27 protein-coding genes are annotated in these 26,829 nt (G+C 71.1%); 13 read left to right on the top strand and 14 right to left on the bottom strand.

Translation table 11 applies throughout. From position 1 onward, the window contains the following. The first annotated feature begins 2 nt into the window (after positions 1-2). A complete protein-coding gene (locus tag OO69_RS01485; RefSeq protein WP_033278466.1) occupies positions 3-506 on the top strand; it encodes an FAS1-like dehydratase domain-containing protein in 504 nt (167 codons plus the stop codon). On the opposite strand, the gene OO69_RS01480 is transcribed toward OO69_RS01485, so the two are convergent. Further along, positions 485-1,894 carry a glycoside hydrolase family 1 protein gene (locus tag OO69_RS01480; protein WP_033278465.1) on the bottom strand — a complete coding sequence of 470 codons (1,410 nt, stop codon included), beginning with the start codon at positions 1,892-1,894 and terminating at the stop codon, positions 485-487. The genes OO69_RS01485 and OO69_RS01480 overlap by 22 nt on opposite strands. Before the next feature lie 339 nt (positions 1,895-2,233). Continuing rightward, complete coding sequence (locus OO69_RS01475; protein ID WP_033278464.1) at positions 2,234-3,100, bottom strand: crotonase/enoyl-CoA hydratase family protein; 867 nt, start codon at positions 3,098-3,100, stop codon at positions 2,234-2,236. Positions 3,101-3,205: 105 nt separating this feature from the next. On the opposite strand from OO69_RS01475, the gene OO69_RS01470 reads away from it, so the two are divergent. The 3 genes from OO69_RS01470 to OO69_RS01460 are packed head-to-tail and all read left to right on the top strand — an operon-like array spanning position 3,206 to position 6,158. Then, complete coding sequence (locus tag OO69_RS01470; RefSeq protein ID WP_234444299.1) at positions 3,206-3,991, top strand: enoyl-CoA hydratase/isomerase family protein; 786 nt, start codon at positions 3,206-3,208, stop codon at positions 3,989-3,991. A 5-nt stretch (positions 3,992-3,996) separates the two neighbouring features. Further along, the gene (locus OO69_RS01465) at positions 3,997-5,139 is read left to right on the top strand and encodes an acyl-CoA dehydrogenase family protein (protein WP_033278463.1); all 1,143 of its coding nucleotides are present in this window, start codon (positions 3,997-3,999) and stop codon (positions 5,137-5,139) included. Next, complete coding sequence (locus tag OO69_RS01460) at positions 5,136-6,158, top strand: LLM class F420-dependent oxidoreductase (RefSeq protein WP_033278462.1); 1,023 nt, start codon at positions 5,136-5,138, stop codon at positions 6,156-6,158. Before OO69_RS01465 ends, OO69_RS01460 begins: the two co-directional genes overlap by 4 nt. A 7-nt stretch (positions 6,159-6,165) precedes the next feature. Here OO69_RS01460 and OO69_RS01455 read toward each other — a convergent pair whose 3' ends face one another. The 5 genes from OO69_RS01455 to OO69_RS01435 all read right to left on the bottom strand — a co-directional run bounded on the left by OO69_RS01455 (position 6,166) and on the right by OO69_RS01435 (position 11,314). Continuing rightward, positions 6,166-6,915 (bottom strand): FadR/GntR family transcriptional regulator, encoded by a 750-nt coding sequence (locus OO69_RS01455; protein ID WP_234444298.1) that lies wholly within the window; start codon positions 6,913-6,915, stop codon positions 6,166-6,168. 14 nt (positions 6,916-6,929) lie between these two features. After that, positions 6,930-7,313: a Zn-ribbon domain-containing OB-fold protein gene (locus OO69_RS01450; protein WP_234444297.1), complete on the bottom strand. Its 384-nt coding sequence runs from the start codon at positions 7,311-7,313 to the stop codon at positions 6,930-6,932. A gap of 14 nt (positions 7,314-7,327) precedes the next feature. After that, positions 7,328-8,479, bottom strand: coding sequence for a thiolase family protein (locus OO69_RS01445; protein ID WP_033278460.1), 1,152 nt, complete (start codon positions 8,477-8,479; stop codon positions 7,328-7,330). Positions 8,480-8,483: 4 nt separating this feature from the next. Beyond that, positions 8,484-10,058, bottom strand: coding sequence for an AMP-binding protein (locus tag OO69_RS01440; protein WP_033278459.1), 1,575 nt, complete (start codon positions 10,056-10,058; stop codon positions 8,484-8,486). Positions 10,059-10,171: 113 nt separating this feature from the next. Then, positions 10,172-11,314, bottom strand: coding sequence for an acyl-CoA dehydrogenase family protein (locus tag OO69_RS01435; RefSeq protein WP_033278458.1), 1,143 nt, complete (start codon positions 11,312-11,314; stop codon positions 10,172-10,174). An 85-nt stretch (positions 11,315-11,399) separates the two neighbouring features. Here OO69_RS01435 and OO69_RS01430 point away from each other — a divergent pair, with 85 nt between their 5' ends. Genes OO69_RS01430 through OO69_RS01405 form a run of 6 tightly spaced genes read left to right on the top strand, consistent with a single transcriptional unit; the run spans position 11,400 to position 16,746 of the window. Beyond that, the gene (locus OO69_RS01430; protein ID WP_033278457.1) at positions 11,400-12,155 is read left to right on the top strand and encodes an SDR family NAD(P)-dependent oxidoreductase; all 756 of its coding nucleotides are present in this window, start codon (positions 11,400-11,402) and stop codon (positions 12,153-12,155) included. Between the two features lies 1 nt (position 12,156). Further along, on the top strand, positions 12,157-12,936 hold the full coding sequence (locus tag OO69_RS01425; RefSeq protein WP_033278456.1) for an enoyl-CoA hydratase/isomerase family protein: 780 nt from the start codon (positions 12,157-12,159) through the stop codon (positions 12,934-12,936). A gap of 30 nt (positions 12,937-12,966) precedes the next feature. Further along, complete coding sequence (locus OO69_RS01420) at positions 12,967-14,133, top strand: CaiB/BaiF CoA transferase family protein (RefSeq protein ID WP_033278455.1); 1,167 nt, start codon at positions 12,967-12,969, stop codon at positions 14,131-14,133. Positions 14,134-14,136: 3 nt separating this feature from the next. Further along, positions 14,137-15,048, top strand: coding sequence for an SDR family NAD(P)-dependent oxidoreductase (locus OO69_RS01415; protein ID WP_033278454.1), 912 nt, complete (start codon positions 14,137-14,139; stop codon positions 15,046-15,048). Further along, positions 15,045-15,578 (top strand): DoxX family protein, encoded by a 534-nt coding sequence (locus OO69_RS01410; RefSeq protein ID WP_033278453.1) that lies wholly within the window; start codon positions 15,045-15,047, stop codon positions 15,576-15,578. Before OO69_RS01415 ends, OO69_RS01410 begins: the two co-directional genes overlap by 4 nt. Positions 15,579-15,588: 10 nt before the next feature. Then, positions 15,589-16,746, top strand: coding sequence for an acyl-CoA dehydrogenase family protein (locus tag OO69_RS01405; protein WP_033278452.1), 1,158 nt, complete (start codon positions 15,589-15,591; stop codon positions 16,744-16,746). A 67-nt stretch (positions 16,747-16,813) separates the two neighbouring features. Here the strand turns inward: OO69_RS01405 and OO69_RS01400 are convergent, their stop codons facing one another. From OO69_RS01400 to OO69_RS01370, 7 genes are read right to left on the bottom strand one after another with little or no spacing between them, the layout of a single operon-like run. Continuing rightward, positions 16,814-17,929: an acyl-CoA dehydrogenase family protein gene (locus OO69_RS01400; protein ID WP_033278451.1), complete on the bottom strand. Its 1,116-nt coding sequence runs from the start codon at positions 17,927-17,929 to the stop codon at positions 16,814-16,816. Then, positions 17,926-19,146, bottom strand: a complete 1,221-nt coding sequence (locus tag OO69_RS01395; RefSeq protein WP_033278450.1) for an acyl-CoA dehydrogenase family protein — start codon at positions 19,144-19,146, stop codon at positions 17,926-17,928. The genes OO69_RS01400 and OO69_RS01395 overlap by 4 nt, the downstream gene beginning before the upstream one ends. Before the next feature lie 13 nt (positions 19,147-19,159). Further along, positions 19,160-20,308 (bottom strand): thiolase family protein, encoded by a 1,149-nt coding sequence (locus tag OO69_RS01390; protein ID WP_033278449.1) that lies wholly within the window; start codon positions 20,306-20,308, stop codon positions 19,160-19,162. After that, entirely contained in the window at positions 20,305-20,748 is a 444-nt protein-coding gene (locus OO69_RS01385; protein ID WP_078652248.1) for a Zn-ribbon domain-containing OB-fold protein, read from the bottom strand. Before OO69_RS01385 ends, OO69_RS01390 begins: the two co-directional genes overlap by 4 nt. A gap of 4 nt (positions 20,749-20,752) precedes the next feature. Then, entirely contained in the window at positions 20,753-21,664 is a 912-nt protein-coding gene (locus OO69_RS01380) for an SDR family oxidoreductase (RefSeq protein WP_033278448.1), read from the bottom strand. A gap of 2 nt (positions 21,665-21,666) precedes the next feature. Further along, positions 21,667-22,401 (bottom strand): hypothetical protein, encoded by a 735-nt coding sequence (locus OO69_RS01375; RefSeq protein ID WP_033278447.1) that lies wholly within the window; start codon positions 22,399-22,401, stop codon positions 21,667-21,669. Continuing rightward, positions 22,401-23,723, bottom strand: a complete 1,323-nt coding sequence (locus OO69_RS01370) for a phenylacetate--CoA ligase family protein (RefSeq protein WP_033278446.1) — start codon at positions 23,721-23,723, stop codon at positions 22,401-22,403. The genes OO69_RS01375 and OO69_RS01370 overlap by 1 nt, the downstream gene beginning before the upstream one ends. 163 nt (positions 23,724-23,886) lie before the next feature. Here OO69_RS01370 and OO69_RS01365 point away from each other — a divergent pair, with 163 nt between their 5' ends. From OO69_RS01365 to OO69_RS01355, 3 genes are all read left to right on the top strand, one after another. Next, on the top strand, positions 23,887-24,648 hold the full coding sequence (locus OO69_RS01365; protein WP_420707843.1) for an electron transfer flavoprotein subunit beta/FixA family protein: 762 nt from the start codon (positions 23,887-23,889) through the stop codon (positions 24,646-24,648). 39 nt (positions 24,649-24,687) lie between these two features. Next, positions 24,688-25,653: an electron transfer flavoprotein subunit alpha/FixB family protein gene (locus tag OO69_RS01360; RefSeq protein ID WP_033278444.1), complete on the top strand. Its 966-nt coding sequence runs from the start codon at positions 24,688-24,690 to the stop codon at positions 25,651-25,653. A gap of 85 nt (positions 25,654-25,738) precedes the next feature. After that, positions 25,739-26,818, top strand: a complete 1,080-nt coding sequence (locus OO69_RS01355; protein ID WP_033278443.1) for an amidohydrolase family protein — start codon at positions 25,739-25,741, stop codon at positions 26,816-26,818. Positions 26,819-26,829: the final 11 nt, after the last annotated feature.

Below are 26,829 nucleotides of genomic sequence, written 5' to 3'. Positions count from 1 at the left end.
CGATGACGGCAGAGCCCACCACCGCCACCGAAATCCCCCCGCTGGTAAGGGGGTTGACCTACGAGGAGATGCCGGTCGGGCAGATCTTCCGCACCGCCCGCCGCACGGTCACCGAGACCGACCTCGTCAACTTCGTCACCTGGGGCGGCTTCAACGAGCCGCTCTTCTGGGACGCCTCGCACGCGGCCGACAGCGGCTACAGCGGGCGGCTGGTGCCGGGCGCGCTGACGTACTGCATCGCCGAAGGACTCGTCCTGCAGACGAACGTGCTGCACGGCACGGGTCTGGCGTTCCTGCACATGGAACTGACCGTGCGGGGACCGGTGTACGTCGGCGACACGCTGTACGCCGTCGTGGAGACCACCGACTGCCGGCCGTCCAGCAAGCCCGGCCGGGGCGTCGTGACGAGCCGCATCGCCGTACGCAACCAGCGGGACGAGGACGTGCTCGTCTACACGCCGGTACGGCTGATCCGGGGCGGGGACTACGAGGCTCCGACGCGCTGATCCCGGGGGTCTGGCGGAACCAGGGTCAGGCCGGCCGCCGGGCCCGGTGTCTCGGGTCCGGCGAAGGCTCCGGCCCGCAGCCAGTCCGAGGGCATCGGCGGACGCGGCGGGGGCTCGTGGTCCGGAACCGCCATAGCGTAGAGGCGGGTGTAGCGGAACTTCGCCTCCAGGTTGTCGAGCACCGACCAGTACTCGTAGCCGCAGACGTCGACACCGCGCTGGATCACCCGCCCCAGCCAGGACAGCCGGGCGCGCAGCAGGGCACGGCGCCGGGTGTCGTCACTGTGGCCGGTCTCGTCGACGAGGTCGAGGTCGCCCATGCCGTTGTCGACGACGGACAGCGGCGGCAGCAGCTCGCCGTAGAGATCGTGCAGGTCCGCGACGGCGTCGGCCAGGCCCTCGGGGAGGATGGGCCAGCCGTACGCCGTCGTCTCCACGTCGTCGAAGGGGACGACCGCGAAGCCCAGGCCGACGAGGAGGCGGTTGACCTCGTTGAGCCTGCTCTGGCACTTGTCGGCAGGCAGCGCGCGGGCGAGGTTCTCCGGTGCGGTGACGCGGAACGGGGTGTGCCAGGACAGGCCGAGCAGGTCCTGTGGGGTGGCGATGACGTCCAGGTCGCCCGGGCGTACGCAGCCGGTGTCCTCGACCGGTGAGACGTCGTCCTCGGTCACCATGTGCTCGCCGAGCAGCAGGGGGTCGAGGAAGAGGCGGTTGGTCCAGCTCAGCAGGCGGTCCAGGGCGAGCCGGTCGAAGGGGTCGTCGGTGGCCGCGTAGCCGCCGACGAGAGTGACCGTGGTCCCGATCGAGCCGCTCACGCCGGCGGCGCGGAGAGCGCGGGTCGCGAGTCCGTTGGCGAGCAGGATGTGGTGGACGGCGGGCAGACCCGCTCGACCGATGCCCCGTCCCGGTGTGTACATCCCGGCCACATGGTCGGCGAGGGTGGGGCCCGCGAGGTCGGTGGAGGTGATCCAGCGGGTCACGCGGTCGCCGTAGCGACGGCCCAACTCGGCGGCGTAGACGGCGAAATGCTCGGCCGTGTCGCGCTCCAGCCAGCCTCCGCCGTCCTCCAGCCACTGCGGCAGCGAGCGGTCGAACAGGGTGAGGCAGGGGCGCAGGCCGAGTTCGAGCAGGGAGTCGAGTTCGCGGTCGCAGCGGTCCAGGGCCGCGTGGTCCCAGCTGCCGGGGCCGTCGGGCTGGAGCAGCGGCCATCCGGCGACCATCCGGTGCGTGTCGGGCGTGACGCCGACCAGCTGCCGGATGTCGTCGGTCCACTGCCTGAAGTGCCCCGCGCGTTCCGGCGGGGGAGGCGGCGGAGCCGCGATGGCATCCGCCGTGGCGACTCCCCAGTCGACACCACGGAAGGATTCGTGCAGGAAACCATCGCTCATGGTCACCGTCCCGGGGCGGAATAGCTAACGCATTCAACTGAATGCCCGCCGTCCGGACGCTAACACTTCGGGGATACGACGACAATGTTTCGGACAGATCTCATCGGTCCGTCAACGGGTCGCGCCGGGGTCGACTCCTGGCCAGGTCCAGTGGCGGGGGATTCGACGGCGTGGCCGGGCGGCGTTTCGGCCATGATCCGGTCCGCGGTCGTAGAGCGAGGGGTCGGACGCTGTCGGCGCATCCGAGCTACCTATCTGGGAAAAGTGTGACACTTTCGCGAAAAGTGACACACTTTCCCAGACACCTACGTCCGCCCCGGCCCGGGCGCGACGGGACGCCTACTCCCCCAAGGGCCGGAACTCCTCCTCCGGCCACCAGGGGTAGACCGCCGGCATGTCCTTGCTGACCCGACCCGGGAACTCGGGCGGCCGTTTGGCGAGGAAGGACTCGACGCCCTCCACAGGGTCCGGGCCGCCGCCGATCTGGCTCATGATCCGAGAGTCGAGCCGGTGCGCGGCCATCGGGTGGGGTTCGCCGAGCATGCGCCACATCATCTGGCGGGAGAGGGCGACCGAGACCGCCGAGGTGTTGTCGGCGATCTCCCGGGCTAGTTCGTACGCCGCCGGCAGCAGCTCCTCCGGCGGGTGGACGGAGCGCACCAGCCCGGCCGACAGGGCCTCGTCGGGGCCGAAGACGCGGCCGGTGGCCACCCATTCCATGGCCCGTTGCATCCCCACGGCCCGGGGCAGGAACCAGCTCGCCGCGGATTCCGGCACGATGCCCCGGCGCGCGAACACGAAGCCGAACTTCGCCGAGGTCGAGGCCAGCCGGATGTCCATGGGCAGGGTCATGCTGGCGCCGACGCCCGCGGCTGGTCCGTTGATCGCCGCGATGACCGGTTTGGCGCTGGAGAAGATCCGCAGCGCGACCCGGCCGCCGGTGTCCCGGTGCCAGGCACCCGCCCCGCGGTGGTCGAAGGACGACCCGCCGGAGCTGACATCGGCGCCTGCGCAGAAGCCCCGCCCGGCGCCGGTCACCACGATCACCCGCACGTCGTCGTCGGCGTCGGCCGCGTCCAGGACGTCGAGGAGGTCGCCCATCATCTGCGGGTTGAAGGCGTTCAGCCTCTCGGGCCGGTTGAGCGTGACGGTGAGGATCCGGTCCGCCACCTCGGTCCGCACGGTCTCGTACTCCTGCTCCGGCATGCGCGTCCTCCGTCGGGCTCGTCACTCCGCGGCCTGGTTCTCATAAAGCTCAATTAGTTATAGCATTCAACTCTACTGACCTGTTCCTGGATGGTGGCGGTGGAGATGACGGATCTGGTGGTGACGGCCCGCGGGCCGGTCCGGCTGGTCGAGCTGAACCGGCCGGACCAACTCAACGCGATGAGCGAGGAGTTGCACTCCGGCCTCGCGTCGGTCTGGGACACCGTCGCCGACGACCCCGAGGCGCGGGTGGTCGTGCTCACCGGACGGGGACGGGTGTTCAGCGCGGGCGGCAACTTCGACATCATGACCCGGGTCCAGCGCGACCCCGTCTTCCGGCAGCGGAACGTCGACGAGGCCCGGCGGATCATCACCGGCCTGGTCCGCTGCCCGTTGCCGGTGATCGCGGCGGTCAACGGGCCTGCCGTGGGCCTCGGTTGCAGCCTGGCCCTGCTGAGCGACCTGGTGCTGATCGCGGACGACGCCTATGTGGCCGACCCGCACGTCCAGGTCGGTCTCGTCGCGGGCGACGGCGGCGCGCTGGTCCTGCCGCTGCTCGTCGGCGCGACCCGGGCGAAGGAACTCCTTTTCCTGGGCGACCGGGTCAGCGCCGAGGAGGCGGTCCGGCTCGGCATCGCCAACCGTGTCGTACCGAAGGACAAGCTCCTGGACGAGGCCATGGACCTGGCCGGACGGCTGGCCGCCCTGCCCGCGCAGGCGCTGCGCGGCACCAAGCGGGCGGTGAACCTGCATCTGGAGCAGGCCATGGCCGCCGTACTGGAGCCGGCACTGCTCGCCGAAAGGGACAGCATGCACGACCCGGACCACATCGCCGCGGTGGAGGAGATCATCGCCTCGCGCGGGCGTCGCCGAGCCGGTAAGGAGGGCTGAGCGGCATGGACTTCGCGTTCAGTGACGAGCAGGACGAACTGCGGCGCACGGTACGGGCGTTCCTCGCGGACACCTCGCCCGAGACCGAGACGCGGCGGCTGATGGAGACCCCGGAGGGCTTCGACCGGGCGCTGTGGCACCGGATGGGGACGGAACTCGGCCTGCAGGGGCTGGCCGTACCCGAGGAGTACGGCGGTGCCGGGTGCGGTCCGGTCGAAGTGGGCGCGGTCATGGAGGAGTTGGGCCGGGCGCTGGTGTGCACGCCCTTCCTCGCCTCGGCCGTACTGGCGACGACCACGCTGCTGCGCAGCGACGACGAGGACGCCCGTAAGCGTCTGCTGCCAGGGCTCGTCTCGGGCGAACTGATCGGAACGCTGGCCCTGAGCGAGGACTCCGCCCGCTGGGACGCGACAGGGGTCCAGCTCAACGCCCGGGAATCGGACGGGCGTTGGCTGCTGACCGGACACAAGATGTTCGTCCTGGACGGTGCCACCGCCGATGTCGTCCTCACCGTCGCCCGGACCGACGACGGCATCGGTGTCTTCTGGGTGGACGGCGACGCGGCCGGGCTGACCCGCGTTCCCCTGCCCACGATGGACCCCACCCGCCGGCAGGCCCGCCTCGACTACGACGAAGTGCCGGCGACCCGGTTGCGGACGCACGGCGACGGCTGGGATCTCGTCTCGCAGGTGCTCGACCGGGCCGCGGTGGCGCTCGCCGCCGAGCAGGTCGGGGTGGCTTCCCGCGCGCTGGACATGGCGGTGGAGTACGCGAAGGTGCGGCACCAGTTCGGGCGGCCAATCGGCTCCTTCCAGGCCGTGAAGCACCTGCTCGCCGACGTCCTCCTCGAAGTGGAGTCGGCGCGTGCCGCCGCGCACTTCGCACTACTCGCGGCAGCGAACGAGGACCCAGAGCTGCCCGCGGTGGCGAGCCTGGCCAAGGCGTTCTGCTCGGACGCCTGTCTGCAGGCGACGGAACAGAACATCCAGGTCCACGGGGGCATCGGCTTCACGTGGGAGCACCCGGCCCACCTGTATCTGAAGCGGGCCAAGACGTCACAACTCCTGTTCGGGGACCCGGCGTACCACCGCGAACTCCTCGCGCGGCGCATCGGGTTGGACACGGCCACGGCAAAGGGAGCGGCATGAAGGTCGACGGCAAGCTCAGCGTGTGGGGCACCACGGAGGTCGTGGCGGAGGCCCTCCACCACGAGAAGGCGGGCTACGACGGCCTGTGGGCCTCGGAGTCGAAACACGACCCGTTCCTGCCGCTGCTGCTCGCGGCCGAGCACACCGAGCGGCTGGAGGTGGGCACGGCGATCGCGGTGGCGTTCGCCCGCTCCCCCATGCAACTCGCCTACACCGCACACGACTTGCAGACCTACTCCGGCGGGCGTTTCTCGCTCGGCCTGGGCAGCCAGATCAAACCGCACGTCGAACGGCGCTTCTCGATGCCGTGGAGCCGCCCCGCCGCCCGTATGCGGGAGTACGTGAGCGCGCTGCGCGCCATCTGGTCCGCCTGGAACGAGGGCGAGAAGCTCGACTTCCGCGGCGACTTCTACACGCACACGCTCATGTCCCCCTTCTTCTCTCCCCCGCCCGCTCCCGGCGGCGCCCCGAAGGTCTTCGTGGCCGCGGTCGGCGAGGCGATGACCCGGGTGGCGGGCGAGGTCGCCGACGGACTCCTGGCGCACGGCTTCACCACCGAGCGGTACCTGAGGGAAGTGACCCTCCCGACCGTCCAGTTGGGCCTCGAACGGTCCGGACGCACACGCGGCGACTTCTCCGTCTCCCATCTCCTCCTCACCGCGACCGGCCGCACCGAGGAGGAACTGGCCCGCGCGATCGACGGCACCCGCCGCCAGATCGCCTTCTACGGCAGCACACCCGCGTATCGCGGCGTCCTGGAGCTGCACGGCTGGGGCGAACTCGGTGACGAGCTGAACGCGCTGTCGAAGTCGTCCCGCGAGGACAAGTGGGAGGCGATGGGCGGCCTTGTCGACGACGAGGTCCTGCACACCTTCGCGGTTGTCGCGGAGCCGGAGCGGGTGGCGGGCGAGATCAGGCGCCGGTACGGGAGTCTGGTCGACCGGGTGTCCTTCTACACCGCGTACGAGATCGACGCCGAGGTGTGGGAGCCCATCGTGCAGGAGCTGCACGGGAGTTGACGGTACGTCAGCCGAGCAGGTCCAGGACCGTCGTCATGGATCTGCTCTGCAGCAGGTAGTCCTCGGCCTCCTGGAGATGGAGGCGCCACAGTTCCTCGGCGGCCTCGGTGCTGCGCCCGGCGACCAGTTCGACGAGGGCGCCGTGGGCGCGGAAGCCCCGGCGGTTGGCCCGGATGTTCTCGGGGCTGCCGGCGTCGAGGTCGACGTGGGACCAGTTCGCCTGGTCGATGATGTGCCGGACCATGCCGTTGAGAACGCTCAGCGTCTCGTTGCCGGCGAGTTCGACGACGAGGGCGTGGAACTCCATGTGGGCGCGGATGAAGGCCGAGGGATCGTCCATGAGGCCCTCCGCCTCGGCGACGGAGGCCCGCAGCCGCTCCAGGTCCCGGTCCGTGCGGCGCTCGGCCAGCAGACCGGCGCACGGCGCCTCGATGACCGTACGGGCGTCGTAGACGTCCTTGAGGGTCGTGCCCCGGTACTCCAGGACGACTCCCGCGTAGCGGGCGGCGACCGTGCCCTCCGGGACCTGTACCCGTGCCCCGCCCCGGGCGCCCCGGCGCACGCTGATCAGCGACTCCGACTCCAGGACCCGGAACGCCTCGCGCAGGGTCGGCCGGGAGACGGCGAACTCCGCCATCAGGGCCGTCTCGGCGGGCAGCGCCTCCCCCTCGGCCAGTTCCCCGCGCACGATCTTGCGGCGCAGCTGTGCCGCCACCAGTTCGGCCATCTTGGGGACCCGCACCGGCGTGTTCGTCACGGCATCCAACTCCTTCAGTCGGCTGGGAGCGGCACGAAGTACGGCAGGGTGATCTCGTCGGTGAGGGGCCGGAAGTCCACCCGCACCCGCATGCCGATGACGACGTCGTCCGGGTCGCCCGCGTCGACGTGGGACAGCAGGGTGCCGCCCTCGTCCAGGTCGATCACGGCCAGCGCGAACGGCGTCTCGAAGCCGGGGCTGGGTGCGCGGTGGACCACGGTCACCGAGTAGACGGTGCCCCGGCCGGCGCTGGGCACGTACCGCCAGTCCGCCGACATGCAGCCGGGGCAGGCTGGTTCGGGCACGAGGAAGCGCAGCCCGCAGGCCGGGCAGTGCGGGACGACCAGGTCACCGCGCCGCGCCGCGTCCCAGAACGGCTGGGACAGCGGAGTGGGCACGGGCACAGGGCGGCTCAACGTGTCCTCCCCAGCACGCTCATCTCGTAGTGCTGCGCGCCGGAGCCGGCGTTGCCGACGACCGCCAGCTCCGCGCCCTCGACCTGGTGGACGGCGGTGCCGCGCAACTGCCGTACCGCCTCGACGACTTTGAGGGTCATCTGCTGGGTTCCGTTCCACGCGTACGCCAGGCAGCCGCCGTCGGGATTGACGGGGTGCTTGCCACCAACGGCGATGGCGCCACTGGCGGCCAGGGGCCCTCCCTCGCCCTCGCCGCACAGTCCGAGGATCTCCAACTGCCGGATGATCTCGAAGGAGTTGGGGTCGTAGAGAGAGAAGACGTCCACGTCCTGCGGGCCGATGCCCGCCATGGCGTAGGCACGGGTGGCCGCGTCCCGGCCGAGCTGTCCGACCTCGCGGTACAGGGCGGGGTTGGCGTACGCGGCCTGGTGGTACTCCATGCCGCCGCCGAGCACGGCGACGGGCGGGTGGGGCAGGTCCCGGGCGCGTTCGGCGGTGGTCACCACGAGGGCGGCGCCGCCCTCGCCGACGATGCAGCAGTCCAGCAGGTGGAACGGTGTGGCCACCATGCGGGAGGCGAGCACGTCGTCGGCGGTGTACGGGCCGCGGCCGTACATCATCGCCTCGGGGTTGGTGGTGCCGTTGTTGCGGACGGTGGCGGCGACCTCCGCGAGCTGGCGGGCGGTCGTCCCGTACTGGTGCATGTGCCGGGCCGCCACCAGCGCGAACTGGGCCACCACGTAGCTGCCCCAGACGTCGGCGAACTCCAGCGGCACCCCGGCGCCGACCGGACCCGTACCGCGCGAGACCAGCTTGCAGCCGCCGACCACGACGGTGTCGGCGAGCCCGGCGCGTACGGCCGCCGCCGCTTTCAGCAGGCCGCGCGAGCCGGCGTTGTCGAGCATCGAGTCGCTGGTCCAGCGCAGGTCCCGGCCGAGCATCCGCGCCCAGGAGCTGCCCTCGCCGGGCACACCGCCCGGACCGGGCCAGTCGACCTGGGCGCCGTCGACGTCCGCCGGGGCAAGCCCGGCGTCCTCGATCGCGCCGCGTACCGCTTCGAGGGCAAGGCCCATCGCGTCGCGGTGCGGGAGGGACAGGGCCTGCTCGGTGGCGTGCACGCCGACGACGACGGGCTGGCGGTCGCTCATGCCGTCACCGCCCCGCGCCGAGCTGCTCGCCGCCGGGGTAGCCGCCCCCGCCGAAGCGCTCGTCGAGCGCCTCGTAGTCCTTGCCGAAGTCCTTGGTGCGCGGCAGCGCCTCGACGAACTCCACCGTCTTCGGCTTCTTGTACGAGGCGATCCGGGCCCGGCAGTGTTCGATGACGTCCGCGGCCGTGACCGGTTCGGCGTCCGGGTGGAGGACGACGACCGCTTTGACGTCCTGCGCCCAGCGCTCGTTCGGGACGCCGATGACGGCGGCCTCCTTCACCGCCGGGTGGGACTCGATGCAGTTCTCCACCTCGGCCGGGAAGATGTTCTCGGCCGCCGACTTGAGCATGCGGGTCGTGGTGCCGAGGAAGCTGATCGTGCCGTCCGCCTCGCGCCGGCCGAGGTCGGTGGTGTGCCACCAACCGAAGCGGAAACGCTCCTCGTTGATCTCGGGCCGGTTCCAGTAGCCGAGGTGCACCAGATCACCGCGCACGCAGATCTCGCCGGCGTGGCCGATCTCGCACTCCTTGCCGGTGCCGTCCAGGACGCGTACGGCGGTGAAGGGGCCGGGGCGTCCCGCGTTGCCGGTGCCCGTGCCGCCGTAGGCGCCGGTCACGGCGAAGCCGGTCACCTCGGTCTGGCCGTAGCCGCGGCCCTCGCCGCCGCCGTTGCGGGTGAAGCGGCTGGTGTCGGTGGGGACCGTGCCCTGCCACAGGGGGGCGGCGACGCTGGCCCGCAGGTGTGAGAGGTCGTGGCCCGCTTCCCGGTTGAGGGCGACGAGTTGGGCGATCGTCGGCGGCATCAGGTACGCGTGCGTGCACCGCTCCTCCGCCAGCAGCGGGAGCAGCTCCTCCGCGACGACCCGGCGGACGACGACGTTCTTGCCGCCGTGCACGAAGGCCGGGACGCCCCAGAACTGGTAGTTGCCGATGTGGAACATCGGTCCGGCGCCGAGGAAGGCGGTCTCGGTGCCGATGTCCCCCATCCAGGCGGAACTCGCGCCCATGGCGAGGAGGTTGCGGTGCGAGAGCATCGAGCCGGACTGGCGGCCGGAGATCGCCGCGGTGTAGATGACCAGCAGCGCGGAGTCCGGGTCGACGTCGACGGCCGGGTCCTCGGCCGCGCCGGAGGCCAGGAACGCCTCGTAGGAGCCGGGGCCCTCCGCATCGTGCCGCAGCCACAACGCCCGGTGGTCGCTGCCCAGTTCGGCCCGTGCCTTGCCGACCGTGTCGCCGATCTCCTCGTCCTGCCAGACCACGACCTTGGGGTCGAAGTCCTCGACCGCGAACGCCATTTCGGGGGCGGCCCAGCGCCAGTAGCCGGGACAGACCATGGCACCGATCTTCGCGGCGGCGCCGAGCAGTTCCCAGATGCGGAAGGAGTTCTGCCCCAGCCAGAGGATCCGGTCACCGGGGCCGACCCCGGCGATCGTGAGGGCCTGGGCGAGGCGGTTGGTGCGCTCGTCCAACTGCGGCCAGGTCAGCCGGACTTCACCGTCGACGAGGGCGATGCCGTCGGGGAAGGACCTGCGGTGCTCACGGATGATGTCGCCGAACGTCAGGCGGCGGGCGGAATGCATGCTCTTGACTCCAAGGGCTTTCGGAAGGGGTCGGAAGTCGGAAGCGGCCGTGCACTCATCCAGGTTAAATAGCTAACCTATTTATCCAAGGTAGTCAATGAGTGCACCCGATGTCAGAGCCCCAGCGAGCGCCCGATGATCTCCTGCATGATCTCCGAGGTGCCGCCGAAGACCCGCTGCACCCGGCTGTCCCGCCAGATCCGGGCGATCTCGTACTCGTTGACGTAGCCGTAGCCGCCGAAGAGCTGCATGCAGCGGTCGATGACCTGCCAGCCGGTCTCCGAGGTCCAGTACTTGGCCGCCGCGGCCTCCTCGGCCGTCAACTCGCCCTGGAACAGGGCCATGATGCAGCCGTCGACGTAGACGCGGGCGGCACCCAGCTTGGCCTTGATGTCCGCGAGGGCGAACCGGTTCGCCTGGAACTCCCCGATCGGCTGCCCGAACGCGGTGCGGGTCTTGGCGTAGTCCAGCGCCAGTTCGTACGCCCGCTCGGCGGCCGCCAGCGAGGAGACGGCGATGGCGAGGCGCTCGGTCGGGAGGTTGCCCATCATGTGGTAGAAACCGCGGTTCTCCTGCCCGATGAGGTTCTCGGCGGGGACGCGGACCTCGTGGAAGAAGAGTTCGGCGGTGTCCTGCGCCTTCATCCCGACCTTGTCGAGCTTGCGCCCCCGCTCGAAGCCTTCGGTGTCCCGCTCGACGACGATCAGGCTGATGCCCTTGTGCCCGGCCTCCGGGTCGGTCTTGCAGGCGACGATGACCAGGTCGGCCAGGATGCCGTTGGTGATGAAGGTCTTGGACCCGTCGATCACCCACTCGTCGCCGTCCCGGCGGGCGGTGGTGCGGATGGCCTTGAGGTCGGAGCCGGCGGCCGGTTCGGACAGCGCGAGCGCGCAGATCGTCTCGCCGCTGATCACTCCGGGCAGCCAACGGGCCTTCTGCTCAAGGGTGGTGAGCTGCGTCAGATAGGGCGGGATGACGTCATTCTGCAGTCCGAGCCCGATGCCGACCGAGCTGGTGGCCGCCATCTCCTCCGCCATGATGGCGTTGTAGCGGAAGTCCCAGATCCCCTGGCCGCCGCACTCCTCCGGGAACTGCCAGCCGATCAGCCCGGCCTTGCCCGCCGCCGTCCACGCGGCCCGGCTCACCTGCCCGTCCCGCTCCCACTGCTCGGCGTACGGGGCACATTCCCGCAGGTAGTAGGAGCGGGCGGTCTCCCGGAACAGCTCGTGCTCCTCGGTGAAGATCGTTCGGCGCATGCTCGACTCCGCTCAGGCATCTCGCTTATTTAGCTGAAGTAGTTATACGATAGCGCTGTATCGACAGCCGGGCGAGGGAGGGCGCGTGAGCGTACGGGACAAGGTGGCGCTCGTCACCGGAGCGGGCCGCGGCATCGGCGAGGCGATCGCCGGCCGGCTCGCCGCCCAGGGAGCCTCGGTCGCCGTCTGCGACCTGGACGCGGAGGCGGCCGGCAAGGTCGCGGGCCTGCTCGCGGAGCGGTACGGCGTGCGGGCCACGGGAGTCGGCGCGGACATCTCCGACAGCGCGGCCGTACGCGCGGCCGTGGACCGGGTGGCCGCCGAACTCGGCCCGGTGGACGTCCTGGTGAACAACGCGGCCGTCGACGTCATCGGCCGGTTCGCCGACAGCTCCGAGGAGACCTGGGACCGGATCATCGCCGTCAATCTGCGCGGGACGATCACGATGACCCGGGCCGTCCTCGACCCGATGATCGAGCGGGGCGGCGGCCGGATCGTCCACATCGCCTCGGACGCCGGCCGGGTCGGCTCGTCCGGTGAGGTCGTTTACTCGGCGACGAAGGGCGGGGTCATCGCCTTCGGCAAGGCCCTGGCCCGCGAGGTGGCCCGGCACGGGATCACCGTGAACAGCGTCTGCCCGGGGCCCACCGACACCGCGCTGCTCGGGCAGGTCGCCGAGTACAGCCAGAAGATGTACGACGCGACCGTGCGGGCGATCCCGTTGCGCCGCGTCGCGCAGCCGGCCGACATCGCCGGTGTGGTGGCCTTCCTCGCGTCCGACGACGCCGCCTACATGACCGGGCAGACGCTCTCGGTCAGCGGCGGACTCACGATGGTCTGAGGTGGACACCGTGCTGCGTGTCGAACTCCGGGACCGGATCGCCGTGTTGACCCTAGACCGGCCGGGGCAGCTCAACGCGATCGGCTCCGAAACCGTGGACCGGCTCACCCGGGCTCTGGACGAGCTGCGCGACAACGACGACGTGCGCGCCCTGGTGGTGACCGGGGCGGGCCGGGCCTTCTCGGCCGGGGCCGACATCGGTGAGATCGAGTCGTTCACGGCACCCCGGCAGTTCCATTCCTTCGTCCAGCAACTCACCGACGCGTACGCGCTGTTGGAGGACTTCCCCAAGCCCTCGGTCGCGGCCGTCCACGGATTCGCCTTCGGCGGCGGTCTGGAGCTGGCGCTCGCCTGCGACCTGCGGGTGGCGGAGCGGGGCGCCCGGCTGGGCCTGCCCGAGATGAAACTCGGCGTACTGCCGGGCGCGGGCGGCACACAGCGGCTGCCGCGTCTGATCCCGCCCGCGATCGCCAAGCAGATGATCCTCACCGGCGAACCGATCGACGCGGAACGGGCCCACGCGCTCGGGCTGGTCAACGAACTCGCCGAGCCCGGAGAGGTGTTGAGCGCCGCCGAGGCACTCGCCGCCGCACTGACGGCCGGGGCCCCGCTGGCCCTCGCGGCGGGCAAGCGGCTGATCGACTACGGCCTCGGGATGGACCTGGATGCGGCGATCTCCTACGAACGCGAGACCGTCTCGGTGCTCTTCTCCGCCGAGGACCGGGCCGAGGGACTGAAGGCCTTCCGGGAGCGCCGCCCCGGCGACTTCCAGGGCAAGTAGCGGGCGGACCGACAGACAGGGAGGTGGGCCGTGCGGCCACTGGAGGGCATTTCGGTCGTCGAACTGGGCATGTGGGTGGCGGCTCCGGCCGCGGCCACCATGCTCGCGGACTGGGGCGCGGACGTGGTGAAGGTGGAGGCGCCGACCGGCGATCCCAACCGCTACACGCTCCGCCATGTCGGCCAGGACATCGACAGCGCGCCGCCGTTCGAGACCGACAACCGCGGCAAGCGCGGGATCGTCCTCGACCTGCGCGCGGAGGACGGCAAGGCGGTACTGGAACGGCTGTTGGAGCGCGCCGACGTCTTCGTCACCAACCTCCGCCCCGGCGCGCTGGAACGACTGGGCCTGGCCCCGGACGAGCTGCGCGCCCGCCATCCCCGCCTGGTCGTCGGCACGTTGACGGGCTACGGCTGGACGGGCGCGGAGCGCGACCGTGCCGGGTACGACGTCTCCGCCTTCTGGGCGCGGCCCGGCATCGCCGCCATGCTCAACCCGGCGGGTGAGCCGCCGCCCGGCATCCGCCCGGGACTTGGTGACCGTACGGCCGCCGCCAACCTGGTGGCCGGCGTCCTGGCCGCGCTGCTGCGCCGCGAACGCACCGGCGAGGGCGGCGTCGTGGACGTCTCGCTGCTCCGCGCCGGCACCTACGCCAACGGGAACGACCTGGCCCTGCAGAACTTCTTCGGCAGGCGCGGCCGCACCCGGCACCGCACCGAGCACGAGTCCCCGCTCTACAACTCCTACCGGGCCGCCGACGACCGCTGGTTCTGGCTGGTCGGTCTGGAGGGCAACCGGCACTGGCCCGGCGTCGTCAAGGCACTCGGCCGCGCGGACCTGGAGACGGACGAGCGGTTCGCGACGGGCAAGCAACGGCGAGCGCACGTACGGGAGTTGATCGCCGTGTTCGACGAGGAGTTCGCGCGTCGGCCACTCGACGAGTGGGCGCGGCGGTTCGACGCCGAGGGCGTGTGGTGGGCGCCGGTGCAGACCCTGGCCGAGGTGGCGGCCGATCCGCAGGCAGAAGCGATCGGCGCGTTCGTCGAACAGCCCGGCATGGGTGACGCGCCTCCGCTGCGGACCGTGGCAACACCCGTCAGTTTCTGGGGTGTTGACGACAAACCACGCAGCGGTGCGCCGACGCTCGGCGAACACACCGACGACGTACTCCGCGAACTCGACACAACCGGGAGGTAGCAGGTGGGCATCCTCGACGACAAGGTCGCCGTCGTGACCGGCGGTGGCAGGGGGCTCGGCCGGGCGCACTGCCTGGCGCTGGCCGAGGCCGGCGCGACCGTGGTGGTGAACGATCTCGGCTCCGGCGTGCACGGGGAGAGCACCGGCGACTCCCCCGCCGACGAGGTGGTCGCCGAGATCACCAAGCTCGGCGGGCAGGCGGTCGCCAACCACGCGTCGGTGACGGACTGGGCGGCGACCGAGACCATGGTCGCGGACACGGTCGCGGAGTTCGGGCGCCTCGACATCGTCGTGAACAACGCGGGGATCGTGCGCGACCGCATGGTGTTCTCGATGACCGAGGCCGAGTTCGACGCCGTGATCGCGGTCCACCTCAAGGGCACGTTCGCGCTCACCCGGCACGCGTGCGCGTACTGGCGCGAGGCGTCGAAGCGGGGTGAGCGCGTCACCGGCCGCGTCATCAACACCACTTCGGGGACAGGCCTGTTCGGCAACCAGGGGCAGTCCAACTACGGTGCCGCGAAGGCCGGGATCGCCGGTCTCACGGTCCTCACCGCCCTGGAGATGCGCAAGTACGGCGTCACCGCGAATGCCATCTCGCCGATCGCGGCCACCCGGATGACGGACGGCCTGTCCGTCGGCGAATCGCTGCAGGCCGTCGACGGCTTCGACCCGCGCGACCCCGCCAACGCCTCGGGCGTCGTCGTCTACCTGGCCTCCGACAGCGCGGCCTGGCTGACCGGCCAGGTCCTGCGCATCGAGGGCAACCGGCTCAACCGGCTCCAGGGCTGGACCGTCGCCGCCGTCCACCCCAGCGAGTCGGGCCAGGCCCTCACCTACGACGAACTCGTGGACGCCGTACCGCAGTTGTACGGTGTCGCCCCCGCGGGCCGGGCCACCGGAGTCGGCCAGTGACAGCACGGGGCCACGACGTCGCCGCGCTCGTCCTACGGGCGACGCTCGGCCCGATGCTCTTCGCGCACGGCTGGAACAAGGTCGCCGGGCCGGGCGGACTCAAGGGCACGGCGGGTTGGTTCGAGGCACTCGGTCTCCGGCCCGCCGGGGTGCACGCGCGCATGGCGGCCGGGGCGGAGATGGCGGCCGGCGTGGGGATCACGCTGGGCGCGGCCAATCCCCTACCGGCTGCGGCGGCCGTCGGTCTGATGACTGTGGCCGCCCGAACCGACCACCGGGGCAAGGGTTTCTTCGTCTTCAAGGGCGGCTGGGAGTACGTCGGTGTCGTGGGCGGCGCGGCCGTCGCTCTGGCGGCGCTGGGCCCCGGCAGGTACTCGCTGGACGGGGTGCTGCGGCGCCAACGCGCGGGCGTGGGGCCCGCGTTGCTGGCCGTGGGGGTCGGTACGGCGAGCGCCGCCGCGCTGCTGGCCGTGTGCTACCGGCCGGAGCGGAAGCCGGACGAGACAGAAACAGATAACCAAGGGCAATAAGGGAGTCGACATGGACGCGGCTGACTTCAGCGCGGTGCTGTCCGAGGTCCGGCGCTTCGTGCGCGAGCGCGTCGTACCGCTCGAGGCGGAGATCGACGAGAAGGACGAGATGCCCGCGGAGATCCGCGAGGCGGCCAAGAAGATGGGCCTGTTCGGCTTCGCGCTGCCCGAGGAGTACGGCGGGCTGGGGCTGTCGATGTACGAGGAGGCCCAGTTGATGTTCGAGCTGGGGTACACCACCCCGGCCCTGCGCTCGATGTTCGGGACCAACAACGGCATCGCCGGGCATGTCCTGATGGTCGGGGGCACCGAGGAGCAGAAGGCGGAGTGGCTGCCGAGGATCGCCTCGGGCGACGTCCTGGCGTCGTTCGCGCTCACCGAGGCGGAGGCGGGTTCCGACCCTTCGACCCTGACCACGAGGGCACACCTGGACGGCGACGAGTGGGTGATCAACGGTGCCAAGCGGTACATCACCAACGCCCCGCTCGCCGACGTCTTCATGGTCTTCGCCCGCACCGACCCCGACGCCCCGCGCACCCGCGGCATCTCCACCTTCCTTGTCCCGGCGGGCACTCCGGGTCTCACCGTGGCTCCCAAGGACCACAAGATGGGCCAGTTCGGCGCCTGGACGGCGGACGTGTACTTCGACGACGTACGCGTTCCCGCGTCCGCCCTCGTCGGCGGCGAGGCGGGCCTCGACCGGGGCTTCGGCACGGCGATGGGCTGCATCGCACACGGCCGGGTGCACATCTCGTCCCTGTGCGTGGGCATGGCCGAGCGGCTCGTCGACGAGTCCGTGGAGTACGCCAGCACCCGCCGCCAGTCCGGGAAGCTCATCGGCTCCTTCCAGCTCGTCCAGGGCCTGATCGCCGACTCCATGACCGACTACTACGCCGGCCGCGCCACGGTCCTGGAGGCGGCCCGCGCGTTCGACGCCGGCACGGACACCAAGATCGGCCCGTCCTGCACGAAGTACTTCGCCAGCGAGATGGTGTGGCGGGTCGCGGACCGCGCGGTCCAGGTCCACGGCGGGGCGGGCTACATGCGCGGGGTCGCCGTCGAGCGCTTCTACCGCGACGCCCGGCTGTTCCGTATCTACGAGGGCACCAGTCAGATCCAGCAGGTCATCATCGCGAAGGCGCTGCTCGGCGAGGCCGCCAGGGGCTGACCGGCACCGACGACGAGGAAGGCCCCGAGGTCACCACCTCGGGGCCTTCCTCGTCGTCGTGTCCTCCTCAGATGCCGAGCCGGTCCAGCAGCCTCTCGTGGTACACGGCGGGCCCGCCGAACAGCAGCTGCGAGGACTTCGCCCGCCGGAAGTACAGGTGCGCCGGGTGCTCCCAGGTGAAGCCGATGCCGCCGTGGACCTGGATGTTCTCCATGGCGGCGAACATGTACGCCCGTGAGCAGCAGGCGTGTGCCACGGCCGCGGCGACGGGGAACTCCGCGGAGCCCTCGTCGGCCAGTCGCGCCGCCTCCCGGGACGCGGCCTCGGCCAGTTCGACCTGGACGAGCATGTCCGCGCACTTGTGCTTGACCGCCTGGAAGGCACCGATCGGCCGGCCGAACTGGTGCCGGGTACGGGCGTGTTCGGTGCTCAACTCCAGGCACCTGCGGGCCCCGCCCGACTGCTCGGCGGCGAGGGCGACCGACGCGACGTCCAGGACCTTGGCCATGGTGCGCCCGCCCGCCCCGTCCGAGCCGACGAGTGTCGCGGGCACCGCGTCGAACGTCAGCCGGGCCATCGCCCGGGTGGCATCCAGGGTCTCCATGGGTTCGCCCGCCAGTCCTACGGCGTCCCGGTCCACGGCGAAGAGCGAGGGACCGGCGACGGTGCGGGCGACGACGAGGACCAGGTCGGCGGTCGTACCGTCGATGACGAAGGACTTGCGGCCGGTCAGCTTCCAGCCGCCGTCCCCGTCCGGCACCGCACGCGCCGAGATCAGCGCGGGGTCCCAGGATCCGCTGTCCTCCGCCACCGCGAGGGCGGCCGTCGTCCCGCCGGCCGCGATGCCCAGGAGGTGACGTGCGCAGGCCTCCCGGTCACCGGAGGCGAGCAGCGCCTGGGCCGCGAGCACGACCGTCGCGAAGAAGGGGGCGCACAGCAGGGCCCGGCCCATCTCCTCCAGTACGACGCCGAGTTCGACGAGGCCGAAGCCGTCGCCGCCGTACTCCTCCGGGATCACCAGGCCCGGCAACCGCAGTTGGTCGGCCGCCTGCGCCCACACCGCCGGGTCGAAGCGCGGCTCGCTCTCCATGAGCTTGCGCACGGCCTCCTCGGGTGACTTGGCTTCCAGGAACTCCCTTACTGAGGCTCGCAGTTCGCGCAATTCGCTCTCGTCGGCGGTCATGACCGCACCTCCTTGGGCAGTCCGAGGACGCGTTCCGCGAGGATGTTCTTCATGATCTCCTCGGTGCCGCCGAGGATGCGCAACGCCGGGGTGGCGAGGAGCAGTTCGGACCAGGCGTAGGTGCCCCACTGTCCGGTGTCGGCGATGATCCGGGGTCCGAGTGCGTCGGACACGAAGTGTGCGGCGCGGGTGAGGTTCTGGCCGTACATCAGCTTCGAGACGGACATCTCGGGACCCGGCGTGCCCCCCGCGCGAAGCGTGCGCAGGGCCCGGGTGTTGAGGTACCGGGTGGCCAGGGCGTCCACGAGGAGTTCCGCGAGCCGGGCGCGCAGGGCGCGGTCGTCCCAGGTCCAGGTGGCGCGCATCAGGGCCGAGAGGTGGTCCGGGGACAGCGCGGCGGCCACCGGTCCCGCGCCCTCGCTGCCGACGGTCGCGCGCTCGTTCATCAGGGTGGTCAGGGCGACGGTCCAGCCGCCGTCGACCTCGCCGAGCCGGTGGTCGTCGGGGATGCGGACGTCGGTGAGGAAGACCTCGTTGAAGTCCGCGCCGCCGGTCATCTGCCGCAGTGGTCTGACCTCGACGCCGGGGGCGTCCATGGGGACCAGGAAGGCGGTGATCCCGCGGTGCTTGGGCGCGTCCGGGTTCGTCCGGGTGAGCGCGAGCCCGATCTGGCTGTGCTGGGCGACCGAGGTCCACACCTTCTGGCCGTTCAGCACCCAACTCTCGCCCTCGCGCACCGCCTTGGTGGCCACGCTCGCGAGGTCGGAGCCGGCGCCGGGTTCGCTGAACAGCTGGCAGGCGACGGCGTCCCCGCGGTACATCGCGGGCAACCACCGCTGCTTGATGGGTGGTTGGGCGTGGGCGAGGATCGTCGGCCCGATCATGCCGAGGCCGATCACGCTGAGCACACCGGTGTCGGCGACGTCGTACTCGGACTCGACGGCGTCGTAGACCAGGTCGTGGACGGGGGTCAGGCCCCGGCCGCCGTACTCCGTCGGGCCGGTGATCCAGCCGAAGCCGTTCTCGTGGCGGACGCGCTGCCAGTCGCGCGCCCGCTGTACGTGCTCCTGTTCCGCCTCGGGCGGAAGGCTGCTGAAGTACGCCATCGAGTCGTCGCCCTCGCCCCAGACGGGGGCGGTGCGGTCGGGGGCCTTGGCCGCGTGGGCGTCGAGGAAGGCGCGTGCCTCGGCCGCGAAGTCCTGCATGTCGTCTGCCATGTCCGCTCCGCCCTCAGGTGCTCAGGATGGTGACCGCCGACACGCCAGGCGCGCCGTACAGGTGGGTGTAGCCGACGCGTGGGGTGCCGGGGATCTGCCGGTCTCCCGCCGCGCCGCGCAGTTGGAGGACGATCTCGTGGATCTGGCGCAGTCCGGAGGCGCCGATCGGTTCGCCGTTGCCGAGGAGTCCGCCGTCGGTGTTGACCGGGAGTCTGCCGCCGATCTCGGTGGCGCCCTCGGCGATGAGGCGTTCCTGTTCGCCGTCCTTGCAGAGGCCGTTCTCTGCCATGTGGATGACCTCCGATCCGGCGTCGGTGTCCTGGAGTTGGGCGACGTCGACGTCCTCGGGGCCGATGCCCGCGCGTTCGTACGCCTCCCGCGAGGCGTCTACGGTCGGGCTCGCGACGAGCTCCCCGACCGGGAAAGACGGGCTCTGCACCTCGAAGGCGCCGAGCCGACGGCTGCGCAGGGCGGTGGACCGGATCCGTACCGGCTTCCCGGTGTACTTGTGGGCCTGGTCGGCCCGGCACAGCACGAGGGCCGCCGCACCTTCGTCCGGGCCGCAGTACATGTACTGGCGGAGGGGGTGGTTGAGTACGGGCGAGGCCAGAATCTCCGCCACGGACAAGGGAGTTCGGCGCCAGGCCTTCTCGTTCCGGGCCGCGTTGCCGAAGTTCTTGGCCGCGACGCGCGCGAGCGTCTCGTGGGAGATGCCGTGGTCGTGCATGTAGCGGTTGATCTTCATGCCGAAGAAGTGGGTGGTGAGGAAGAGGCCGGTCTGTCCGTACCAGGAGGGGATGCCGGCCACGGACGGGTCGGCGGCGAACGCCCCGCGCGGGTGCTTGTCCAGGCCGATCGCGATGGTCAGGTCGTGCTCGCCGGTCTCGATGGCGCGGGCGGCCAGCGCCACCGAAGTACCGGCCGTGGCACAGCCGTTGAACACCCCGCGCAGGGGTACGCCGGTCAGGCCGAGCCGGGCGACGATGGCGTCCGGGTTGGCGACCTCGTAGCTGCCGATGTAACCGCCCTGGATCTGCGGCCAGTTGACGCCCGCGTCGGCGAGCGCGAGCCGTACCGCGTCCGCGCCCATGTCCAGTGCGGGCTTGCCGGGGAACCGGCCGAAGGGATGGAGCCCCACGCCGATGATGACGGCCTCTGTCACGGTGTCTCCTCCTCGGCCGGGGCGAACGCGAACGTCATGACCTCGGTGCCGTCGTCCTGCACGCGGTACGGCACGAGCGTCAGCCGCATGTCCTGCCCGATCCGCAGCCTGTCCGGGTCGGGTTCGGTCAGGCGGGCCTCGACCAGCAGTTCGCCGGGGAGTTCGATGTACCCGACCGCGTACGGCTCGAAGGCCTCGGGGCCGTCGTACGGCGGGGACGGCGGCCTGAAGTCCTGGGTGGTGTACGTCCAGAGCGTCCCGCGGTCCGCCAGGAGCCGTTCTTTCGACTCCGTGCTCGCGCACCGGACGCAGTCCGAGGCGGCGGGGAAGCTCACCAGCCCACAGGCCGTGCACTCCGAGCCGATGAGGCGGAGGGGCGTGCTCTCGTCGGGAGGCCAGGTGAACAGGCCTTCGGCCACCGGTATTTGAGTGGTCGTCATGTCTTCACGCCCCGTTCCTGTTGCCCAGGGCGTCGGCGTTCGGAGCCGCCTTGGCCACCAAGTTCGGGACGACCGAGGTCAGTTCCTCAGGCGTCCAGCGCGACTCCGCGCTCGCGCCGGGGCCGTTGACCCAGCCTTCGAGGACCGTGATGCGGTTGCCGACGACGCCGAAGACCCGGCCGGTGACCTCGCGCGAGGCGGCCGAACCGAGCCACACGACGAGCGGGGAGATGGCTTCGGGGGTGAGGTCCTGGGCCTCGGCGGCCCGTTTCATCATCTCGATGTCCTCGGTGAGCCGGGTGAGCGCGGTGGGCGCGATGGCGTTCACCGTCACGCCGTAGCGGGCGAGTTCGGCGGCGGCGATGACGGTGAGGCTCGCGATGCCGGCCTTGGCGGAGCCGTAGTTCGACTGGCCGGGGTTGCCGAAGATCCCGGACGGGGAGGTCGTGTTGATGACCCGGGCGTCGTTGTCGTGACCGGCCTTGGCGCGCTCGCGCCAGTACGCGGCGGCGTGGTGCAGGGTGGCGAAGCTGCCCTTGAGGTGGACGGCGATCACACTGTCCCAGTCCCGCTCGGTCATCGACACGATCATCCGGTCCCGCAGGATGCCGGCGTTGTTGACCAGGACGTCCAGGCCGCCATAGGTGTCGACGGCCTGCCGGACGAGGCGGCCGGCGCCGTCCCAGGCGGAGATGTCGTCCGTGTTGGCCACGGCCTCGCCGCCGGCCGCGACGATCTCGTCGACCACGGTCTGGGCGGGTCCTGCCGAGGCGCCTCCGCCGTCGCGCGCGCCGCCCAGGTCGTTGACGACGACCTTCGCTCCGTGCGCGGCGAAGGCCAGGGCGTGGGCCCGGCCGATCCCGTTGCCGGCGCCGGTGACGACCACGACCCGGCCGTCGACCACTCCTTCGGACATCCTCAACTCCTCGATGACGGTGACTGGTTGGTGGTCCCGGCGAAGAGGACCCGCGGGTCCCCGCTGCCACAGGCGCAGCGGCCGGTGAGCACGCGCCCGGCGATGCCGAGCGGGGTCTCGGCAAGCAGCGAGGTGCGCTCCTCCCCCGCCGCCACGGACAGCTGCCCGTCCCGCACGCCGAGCCGCCACTCGGCGGCGTTGACGTGCGCGCCACCCCGCTCGGGGCACTCAAGGGCGAGGGCCGGGCCGACGGCCGCCATCAGGGCGGCGGACACGCCCACCCCGCGCAGCACCGGTACGGCGGCGGGCCGGGCCAGTACGACCGGCGTCGTCCGGAACATCTCACCGACGTCGGCCGCACCGGCCAGCCCCTCAAGGGTCTCGGCCGACAGGCCGATGACCGCGTGCGGGTCGAGTTCGCGGTGGAAGACCGCGGTCCTGCGGTGGTCCCAGCCCATCGCCTCGGCGATGCCGTACGTCACCTTCAGCGTGCGCAGGGCGCCGATCATCGCGTGCCCCCAGAAGCCCTCGAACCCGGAGGTGGTCAGCAACGCCCGCTGTCCCGCGGCCAGTCCGTGGTCCCGGAGCCTGGCGGTGGCCCAGTCGGTGTCGCGGGCGAGTTCCGCCCAGGTCAGTTCCACGTCCCGGATGCCGTCGGCGGTGGGAAAGCGTACGAGGTAGGCGAGTTCGGGCCGGTCGAGGGTCCGGGCCCGGGCCAGGGTGTCGGCGCGGGTCATCAACTCTTCACCACCCGGGGGAACTTGGCGACGCTGGTCATGGTCTTCAACAGGTCCTCCTCGGTGCGCATGTCGAGCACCGGCTTGACGCCGGTCCGCTCGCGCACGGCCTCGCCCAGGCGTCCGGCCAGGGCGTCGACGTCGTCGGTGAGCCGGGGGTCGTAGCCGACGCGCAGGCGCAGTTCGTCGACCTCGCGTCCGGCGCGGACGATCTGGAAGACGCCCGCCACGGTCTCGGGCTGGTCCTCGACCGCCTGCCAGATGTCCCGCAGGACCACGGAACGCCCCTGGACCAGGGTCTCGTCGCCGCGCCTGCCTGCCACCCACATCCGGGCGTGGGTGCGCCCGCAGCCGCAGCGGTCCCGGGAGAGGCGGACGAGGTCCTCGCTGCGGTAACGGATCAGCGGCGCGGCCCGGTTGTCGAGGTCGGTGGCGACCAGTTCGCCGAGGTCGCCCTCCGCCGCGTCGCGCCAGCCGTGCTCGTCGACCTCGACGCACTCCGCGAAGACGGTGTCCTCCCAGAGGTGGAAGCCGTCGTGCTCGCGGCACTCCCAGGCGGTGCCGGTGTCGGCGGCGCTGGTGTACTCGTAGACGTCGATGCCCCAGTCCTCGCGGATCCGCTCGCGCATCTTCCGGCTGAGGGGCTGCCCGGCGCAGGAGGCGCCCTTGAGGGAGGAGAACGCCTCCTTGAGGTCCGTCCGGCCGGCCAGGTGCTCCAGCTCGACCATCTGCGGATACATCATCTGCAGGTAGGCCGGGCGGTACGTGCGCAGGGCCTCGACGACCTCGTCCATCTTCCCGAGCCAGGTGTCCACCTCGATGACGACCGCGCCGAGCGCCTGGTAGCCGGGGTCCATGAGGTTGCGGAAGGTGCCGGGCGGGCTCAGCACCCGGTCCCCGGGCCGGAGGCCGAGTTCCCACAGGTCACGCACCTGCGCGGTGACCAGGGGCGGCGCGCCCTCCCAGATCTCGGCGAAGAACTCCGGGTCGCCGGTGGTGCCCGAGCTGGAGGAGACCGAGGTCAGCTCCTCGGCCGGGACGCAGAGCAGCCCGCCGAAGGGATCGCCGGTGCGGACCCGGTGGGCGCGCACCATGTCCTTGGTGATGAACGGGACGCGGGCCCGGAAGTCGTCGAGGGTGCGGACGTCGCGCGGATGCACCCCGTGCTCGTCCCAAAGTGCTTGGTAGAAGGCGGAGTTGGCGTAGGCGTACTCGACGAGTTCCACCACCCGCTCTTCCTGCCGTGCCCGCAGCTGGTCCCGGGCCATGGTCTCCACCTGTGGCTCGAAGTACCTGTCAGCGGTGTCCCTGTCCCCGGCCATGGCGCCTCCTCGCGGCTCAGCTGCCCAGATCTTCCAGCTATCAGCGCAATCAGTCAACTAATTCGACTGAATCTCGGGGAACTCTCGCGCTCACTCGATCTATATAGTTAACTATTAGCACTCATTAGACCCTCGGGAGGGCGATGTGAAGATCGTTGTCTGCGTGAAGCACGTGCCCGACGCCACGGCGGACCGCACCTTCACCGAGGACGGCACCACCGACCGCGGATCGGTCGACTCGCTGCTGTCCGAACTCGACGAGTACGCCGTCGAACAGGCCCTGCGGATCGCGGAGTCGGGCGCCGACGTCGAGGTCTCCTACCTCACCGTCGGCCCCGACGACGCGAAGGACGCCCTGCGCAAGGCGCTCGCGATGGGCGGCGACTCGGCGATCCACGTGAGCGACGAGGACATCGAGGGCAGCGACGTGTTCGGCACCTCACTCGTACTGGCCGAGGCGATCGGGCGCCACGGCTTCGACCTCGTCCTGTGCGGAATGGCCTCGACGGACGGCACCATGAGCGTCGTACCGGCGCTGCTGGCCGAGCGGCTCGGGGTCCCCGCCGTCACCCATCTCGAGGAACTGGCGGTGGAGGACGGCACGGTGACCGGCCGCCGCGAGAGCGATTCCGCGACCGTGCGGGTCCACAGCGCGCTGCCGGCCGTGGTCTCGGTGACCGACCGTTCCGGTGACGCCCGTTACCCCTCCTTCAAGGGGATCATGGCCGCGAAGAAGAAGCCGCTGGAGACGCTCGACCTCGCCGATCTCGGCATCGGCACCGAGCTGGTCGGCCGGACCGGTGCGCGATCCGCCGTCGACACCGCGACCAGGCGGCCACCGCGCGCCAAGGGAGAGATCGTCACCGACGACGGCGCGGGCGGCGCCGGTCTGGCCGCGTTCCTCACCGCCAAGAAGTTCGTCTGAGCGACACGCTCGTCCGACCGACCCAAGGAGCGCAGCACCGTGGCCGAGATCCTCGTCCTCGTCGACCACCTGGACGGCACCGTCCGCAAGCCGACCCTCGAACTGCTCACCCTGGCACGCCGGTTGGGCGAGCCGTCGGCCGTCTTCCTCGGCCCGGGCGCGGACACCGCGGCCGAGACCCTCGGCCGGTACGGCACGCACAAGGTGTACGTCGTGGACGCACCCGAGGTCGGGGAACTCCTCGTCACCCCGGCCGTCGACGCCCTCACCCAGATCGCCGGCAGCACCACCCCGGCGGCGATCCTGCTGCCGTCGAGCCCGGACGGCAAGGAGACCGCCGCACGGGTCGCGCTCCGCCTGGAGTCGGGGCTGATCACGGACGCGGTCGACATCACGGCGGGCGAGGACGGCCACCCGGTCACCGAGCAGTCCGCGTTCGCGGCCACCCACCAGGTCACGGCGCACATCACGCGGGGCATCCCGGTGATCACGGTGAAGCCGAACGCCACGGCACCCGAACCGGCCCCCGTCGCAGCCGAGTTGGAGAAGTGGGACGTCGTCTTCGGCCCGGCCTCCGCCGCCGTCAAGGTCCTCTCCCGCACCCCCCGGGAGCGCGGCGACCGCCCCGAACTGACCGAGGCCGACATCGTCGTCTCCGGCGGCCGCGGGGTGAACGGCGCCGAGAACTTCGCCGTGATCGAGCGCGTCGCCGACACCCTGGGCGCGGCCGTCGGAGCGTCCCGGGCCGCCGTCGACGCGGGCTGGTACCCGCACAGCCACCAGATCGGCCAGACCGGCACCCAGGTCTCCCCGCAGCTCTACCTCGCCGCCGGGATCTCCGGAGCGATCCAGCACCGCGCGGGCATGCAGACCTCCAGGACCATCGTCGCCGTCAACAAGGACAAGGACGCCCCGATCTTCGAACTCGCCGACTACGGCGTCGTAGGAGATCTCTTCCAGGTGCTCCCGCAGCTGGTGGAGGAGATCGAGCGGCGGCGGAGCTGATCTCCGTCGCCTCCCGGCCTTCCACTCGGCGGCCGATACGATTAAAATCGCTAACTGATTGCATCTATTGACCCGAAGGAGCGCCATGACGAAGATCTGGGTCAACTCCGGGGACTCCCATGTGATGGAACCCGACGACCTGTGGATCCAGTCGCTGCCGCCGCGCCTCGCCGACCGGGCGCCGCGCAGTGAGCGCGGCGACAAGTACGAGGTGCTGTACATCGACGGCGAGCGCATCGACCGCCAGCTCAACGACTTCATGGACGCCATGCGGCCACCGGGCGCCCGGGACCTCCAGGTCCGGCTGAAGGACCTGGACCAGGAGGGCGTGTGGGGTCAACTGGCCTTCCCCTCCATGGGGTTCTGGCTGGTGTCGATCACCGACCGGGAGCTGGCCCGCGAGACCGTACGGGCCTGGAACGACTGGGCGCACTCCGAAGTCCTCGGGAAGCAGAAGCGCATCATCACCCCCGCCTGCGTGTCGACCGCCGATGTCGAGGACGCGGTCGCCGAGGTCGAGCGCGTGGCGGAGCTGGGCTTCCAGTCCGTCTTCCTGCCGTGCCAGACCCGGCCCGGCGAGGAGTACGCCCTCGACCGCTGGGAGCCGCTGTGGACGGCGGCCGAGCGGGCCGGACTGACCCTGGGCTTCCATATCGGCACCGGTGGCGAGAACGTCGTCTTCCGCGGGCCCGGCGGCGCGGTCGTCAACTACATGGAGACGACCTACCCGGGCATGCGCGTCGTGTCCCACATGGTCGCGGGCGGCGCCCTGGACCGGCACCCCGACCTGAAGATCCTGATCGCGGAGGGCGGCGCGGGCTGGGTGCCGGCCATCGGCGACCGGATGGACGAGGCCTACCGTCAGCACGGCATGTTCGTGCGGCCGAAGCTCAGCCGACTGCCCAGCGAGATCATCAGGCAGCAGGTGTACGCCTCCTTCCAGCACGACAAGAGCTCGGTGGAGATCGTCGAGTCGACCGGCTACCGCAACGTGATGTGGGGCGACGACTACCCCCACCTGGAAGGCACTTACGGCCACACCCAGTCCACGCTGCACGAGCTGTTCGACGGCGTGTCCGCGGACATCCGCGAGCGCGTCACCCGCGGCACCTTCGACGAGCTGTTCAGCCTGCCCGAGCAGACTCCCCAGGAGGCGGCCGTCTGAGCGGCGACACC

The sequence above is a fragment of the Streptomyces sp. NRRL F-525 genome (genome assembly GCF_000716605.1).
Lineage (GTDB): Bacteria > Actinomycetota > Actinomycetes > Streptomycetales > Streptomycetaceae > Streptomyces.
The sequence above is the reverse complement of the archived record's forward strand: the minus strand, read 5'-3'. Positions and strand labels throughout refer to the sequence as shown.

Excerpts from the sequence above, each read along its gene's own strand:
- OO69_RS01485 (WP_033278466.1), top strand. The coding sequence starts at position 3 with ATGACGGCAGAGCCCACCACCGCCACCGAAATCCCCCCGCTGGTAAGG.
- OO69_RS01480 (WP_033278465.1), bottom strand. The coding sequence starts at position 1,894 with ATGAGCGATGGTTTCCTGCACGAATCCTTCCGTGGTGTCGACTGGGGA.
- OO69_RS01475 (WP_033278464.1), bottom strand. The coding sequence starts at position 3,100 with ATGCCGGAGCAGGAGTACGAGACCGTGCGGACCGAGGTGGCGGACCGG.
- OO69_RS01470 (WP_234444299.1), top strand. The coding sequence starts at position 3,206 with ATGACGGATCTGGTGGTGACGGCCCGCGGGCCGGTCCGGCTGGTCGAG.
- OO69_RS01465 (WP_033278463.1), top strand. The coding sequence starts at position 3,997 with ATGGACTTCGCGTTCAGTGACGAGCAGGACGAACTGCGGCGCACGGTA.
- OO69_RS01460 (WP_033278462.1), top strand. The coding sequence starts at position 5,136 with ATGAAGGTCGACGGCAAGCTCAGCGTGTGGGGCACCACGGAGGTCGTG.
- OO69_RS01445 (WP_033278460.1), bottom strand. The coding sequence starts at position 8,479 with ATGAGCGACCGCCAGCCCGTCGTCGTCGGCGTGCACGCCACCGAGCAG.
- OO69_RS01440 (WP_033278459.1), bottom strand. The coding sequence starts at position 10,058 with ATGCATTCCGCCCGCCGCCTGACGTTCGGCGACATCATCCGTGAGCAC.
- OO69_RS01435 (WP_033278458.1), bottom strand. The coding sequence starts at position 11,314 with ATGCGCCGAACGATCTTCACCGAGGAGCACGAGCTGTTCCGGGAGACC.
- OO69_RS01405 (WP_033278452.1), top strand. The coding sequence starts at position 15,589 with ATGGACGCGGCTGACTTCAGCGCGGTGCTGTCCGAGGTCCGGCGCTTC.
- OO69_RS01400 (WP_033278451.1), bottom strand. The coding sequence starts at position 17,929 with ATGACCGCCGACGAGAGCGAATTGCGCGAACTGCGAGCCTCAGTAAGG.
- OO69_RS01395 (WP_033278450.1), bottom strand. The coding sequence starts at position 19,146 with ATGGCAGACGACATGCAGGACTTCGCGGCCGAGGCACGCGCCTTCCTC.
- OO69_RS01385 (WP_078652248.1), bottom strand. The coding sequence starts at position 20,748 with ATGACGACCACTCAAATACCGGTGGCCGAAGGCCTGTTCACCTGGCCT.
- OO69_RS01380 (WP_033278448.1), bottom strand. The coding sequence starts at position 21,664 with ATGTCCGAAGGAGTGGTCGACGGCCGGGTCGTGGTCGTCACCGGCGCC.
- OO69_RS01375 (WP_033278447.1), bottom strand. The coding sequence starts at position 22,401 with ATGACCCGCGCCGACACCCTGGCCCGGGCCCGGACCCTCGACCGGCCC.
- OO69_RS01370 (WP_033278446.1), bottom strand. The coding sequence starts at position 23,723 with ATGGCCGGGGACAGGGACACCGCTGACAGGTACTTCGAGCCACAGGTG.
- OO69_RS01355 (WP_033278443.1), top strand. The coding sequence starts at position 25,739 with ATGACGAAGATCTGGGTCAACTCCGGGGACTCCCATGTGATGGAACCC.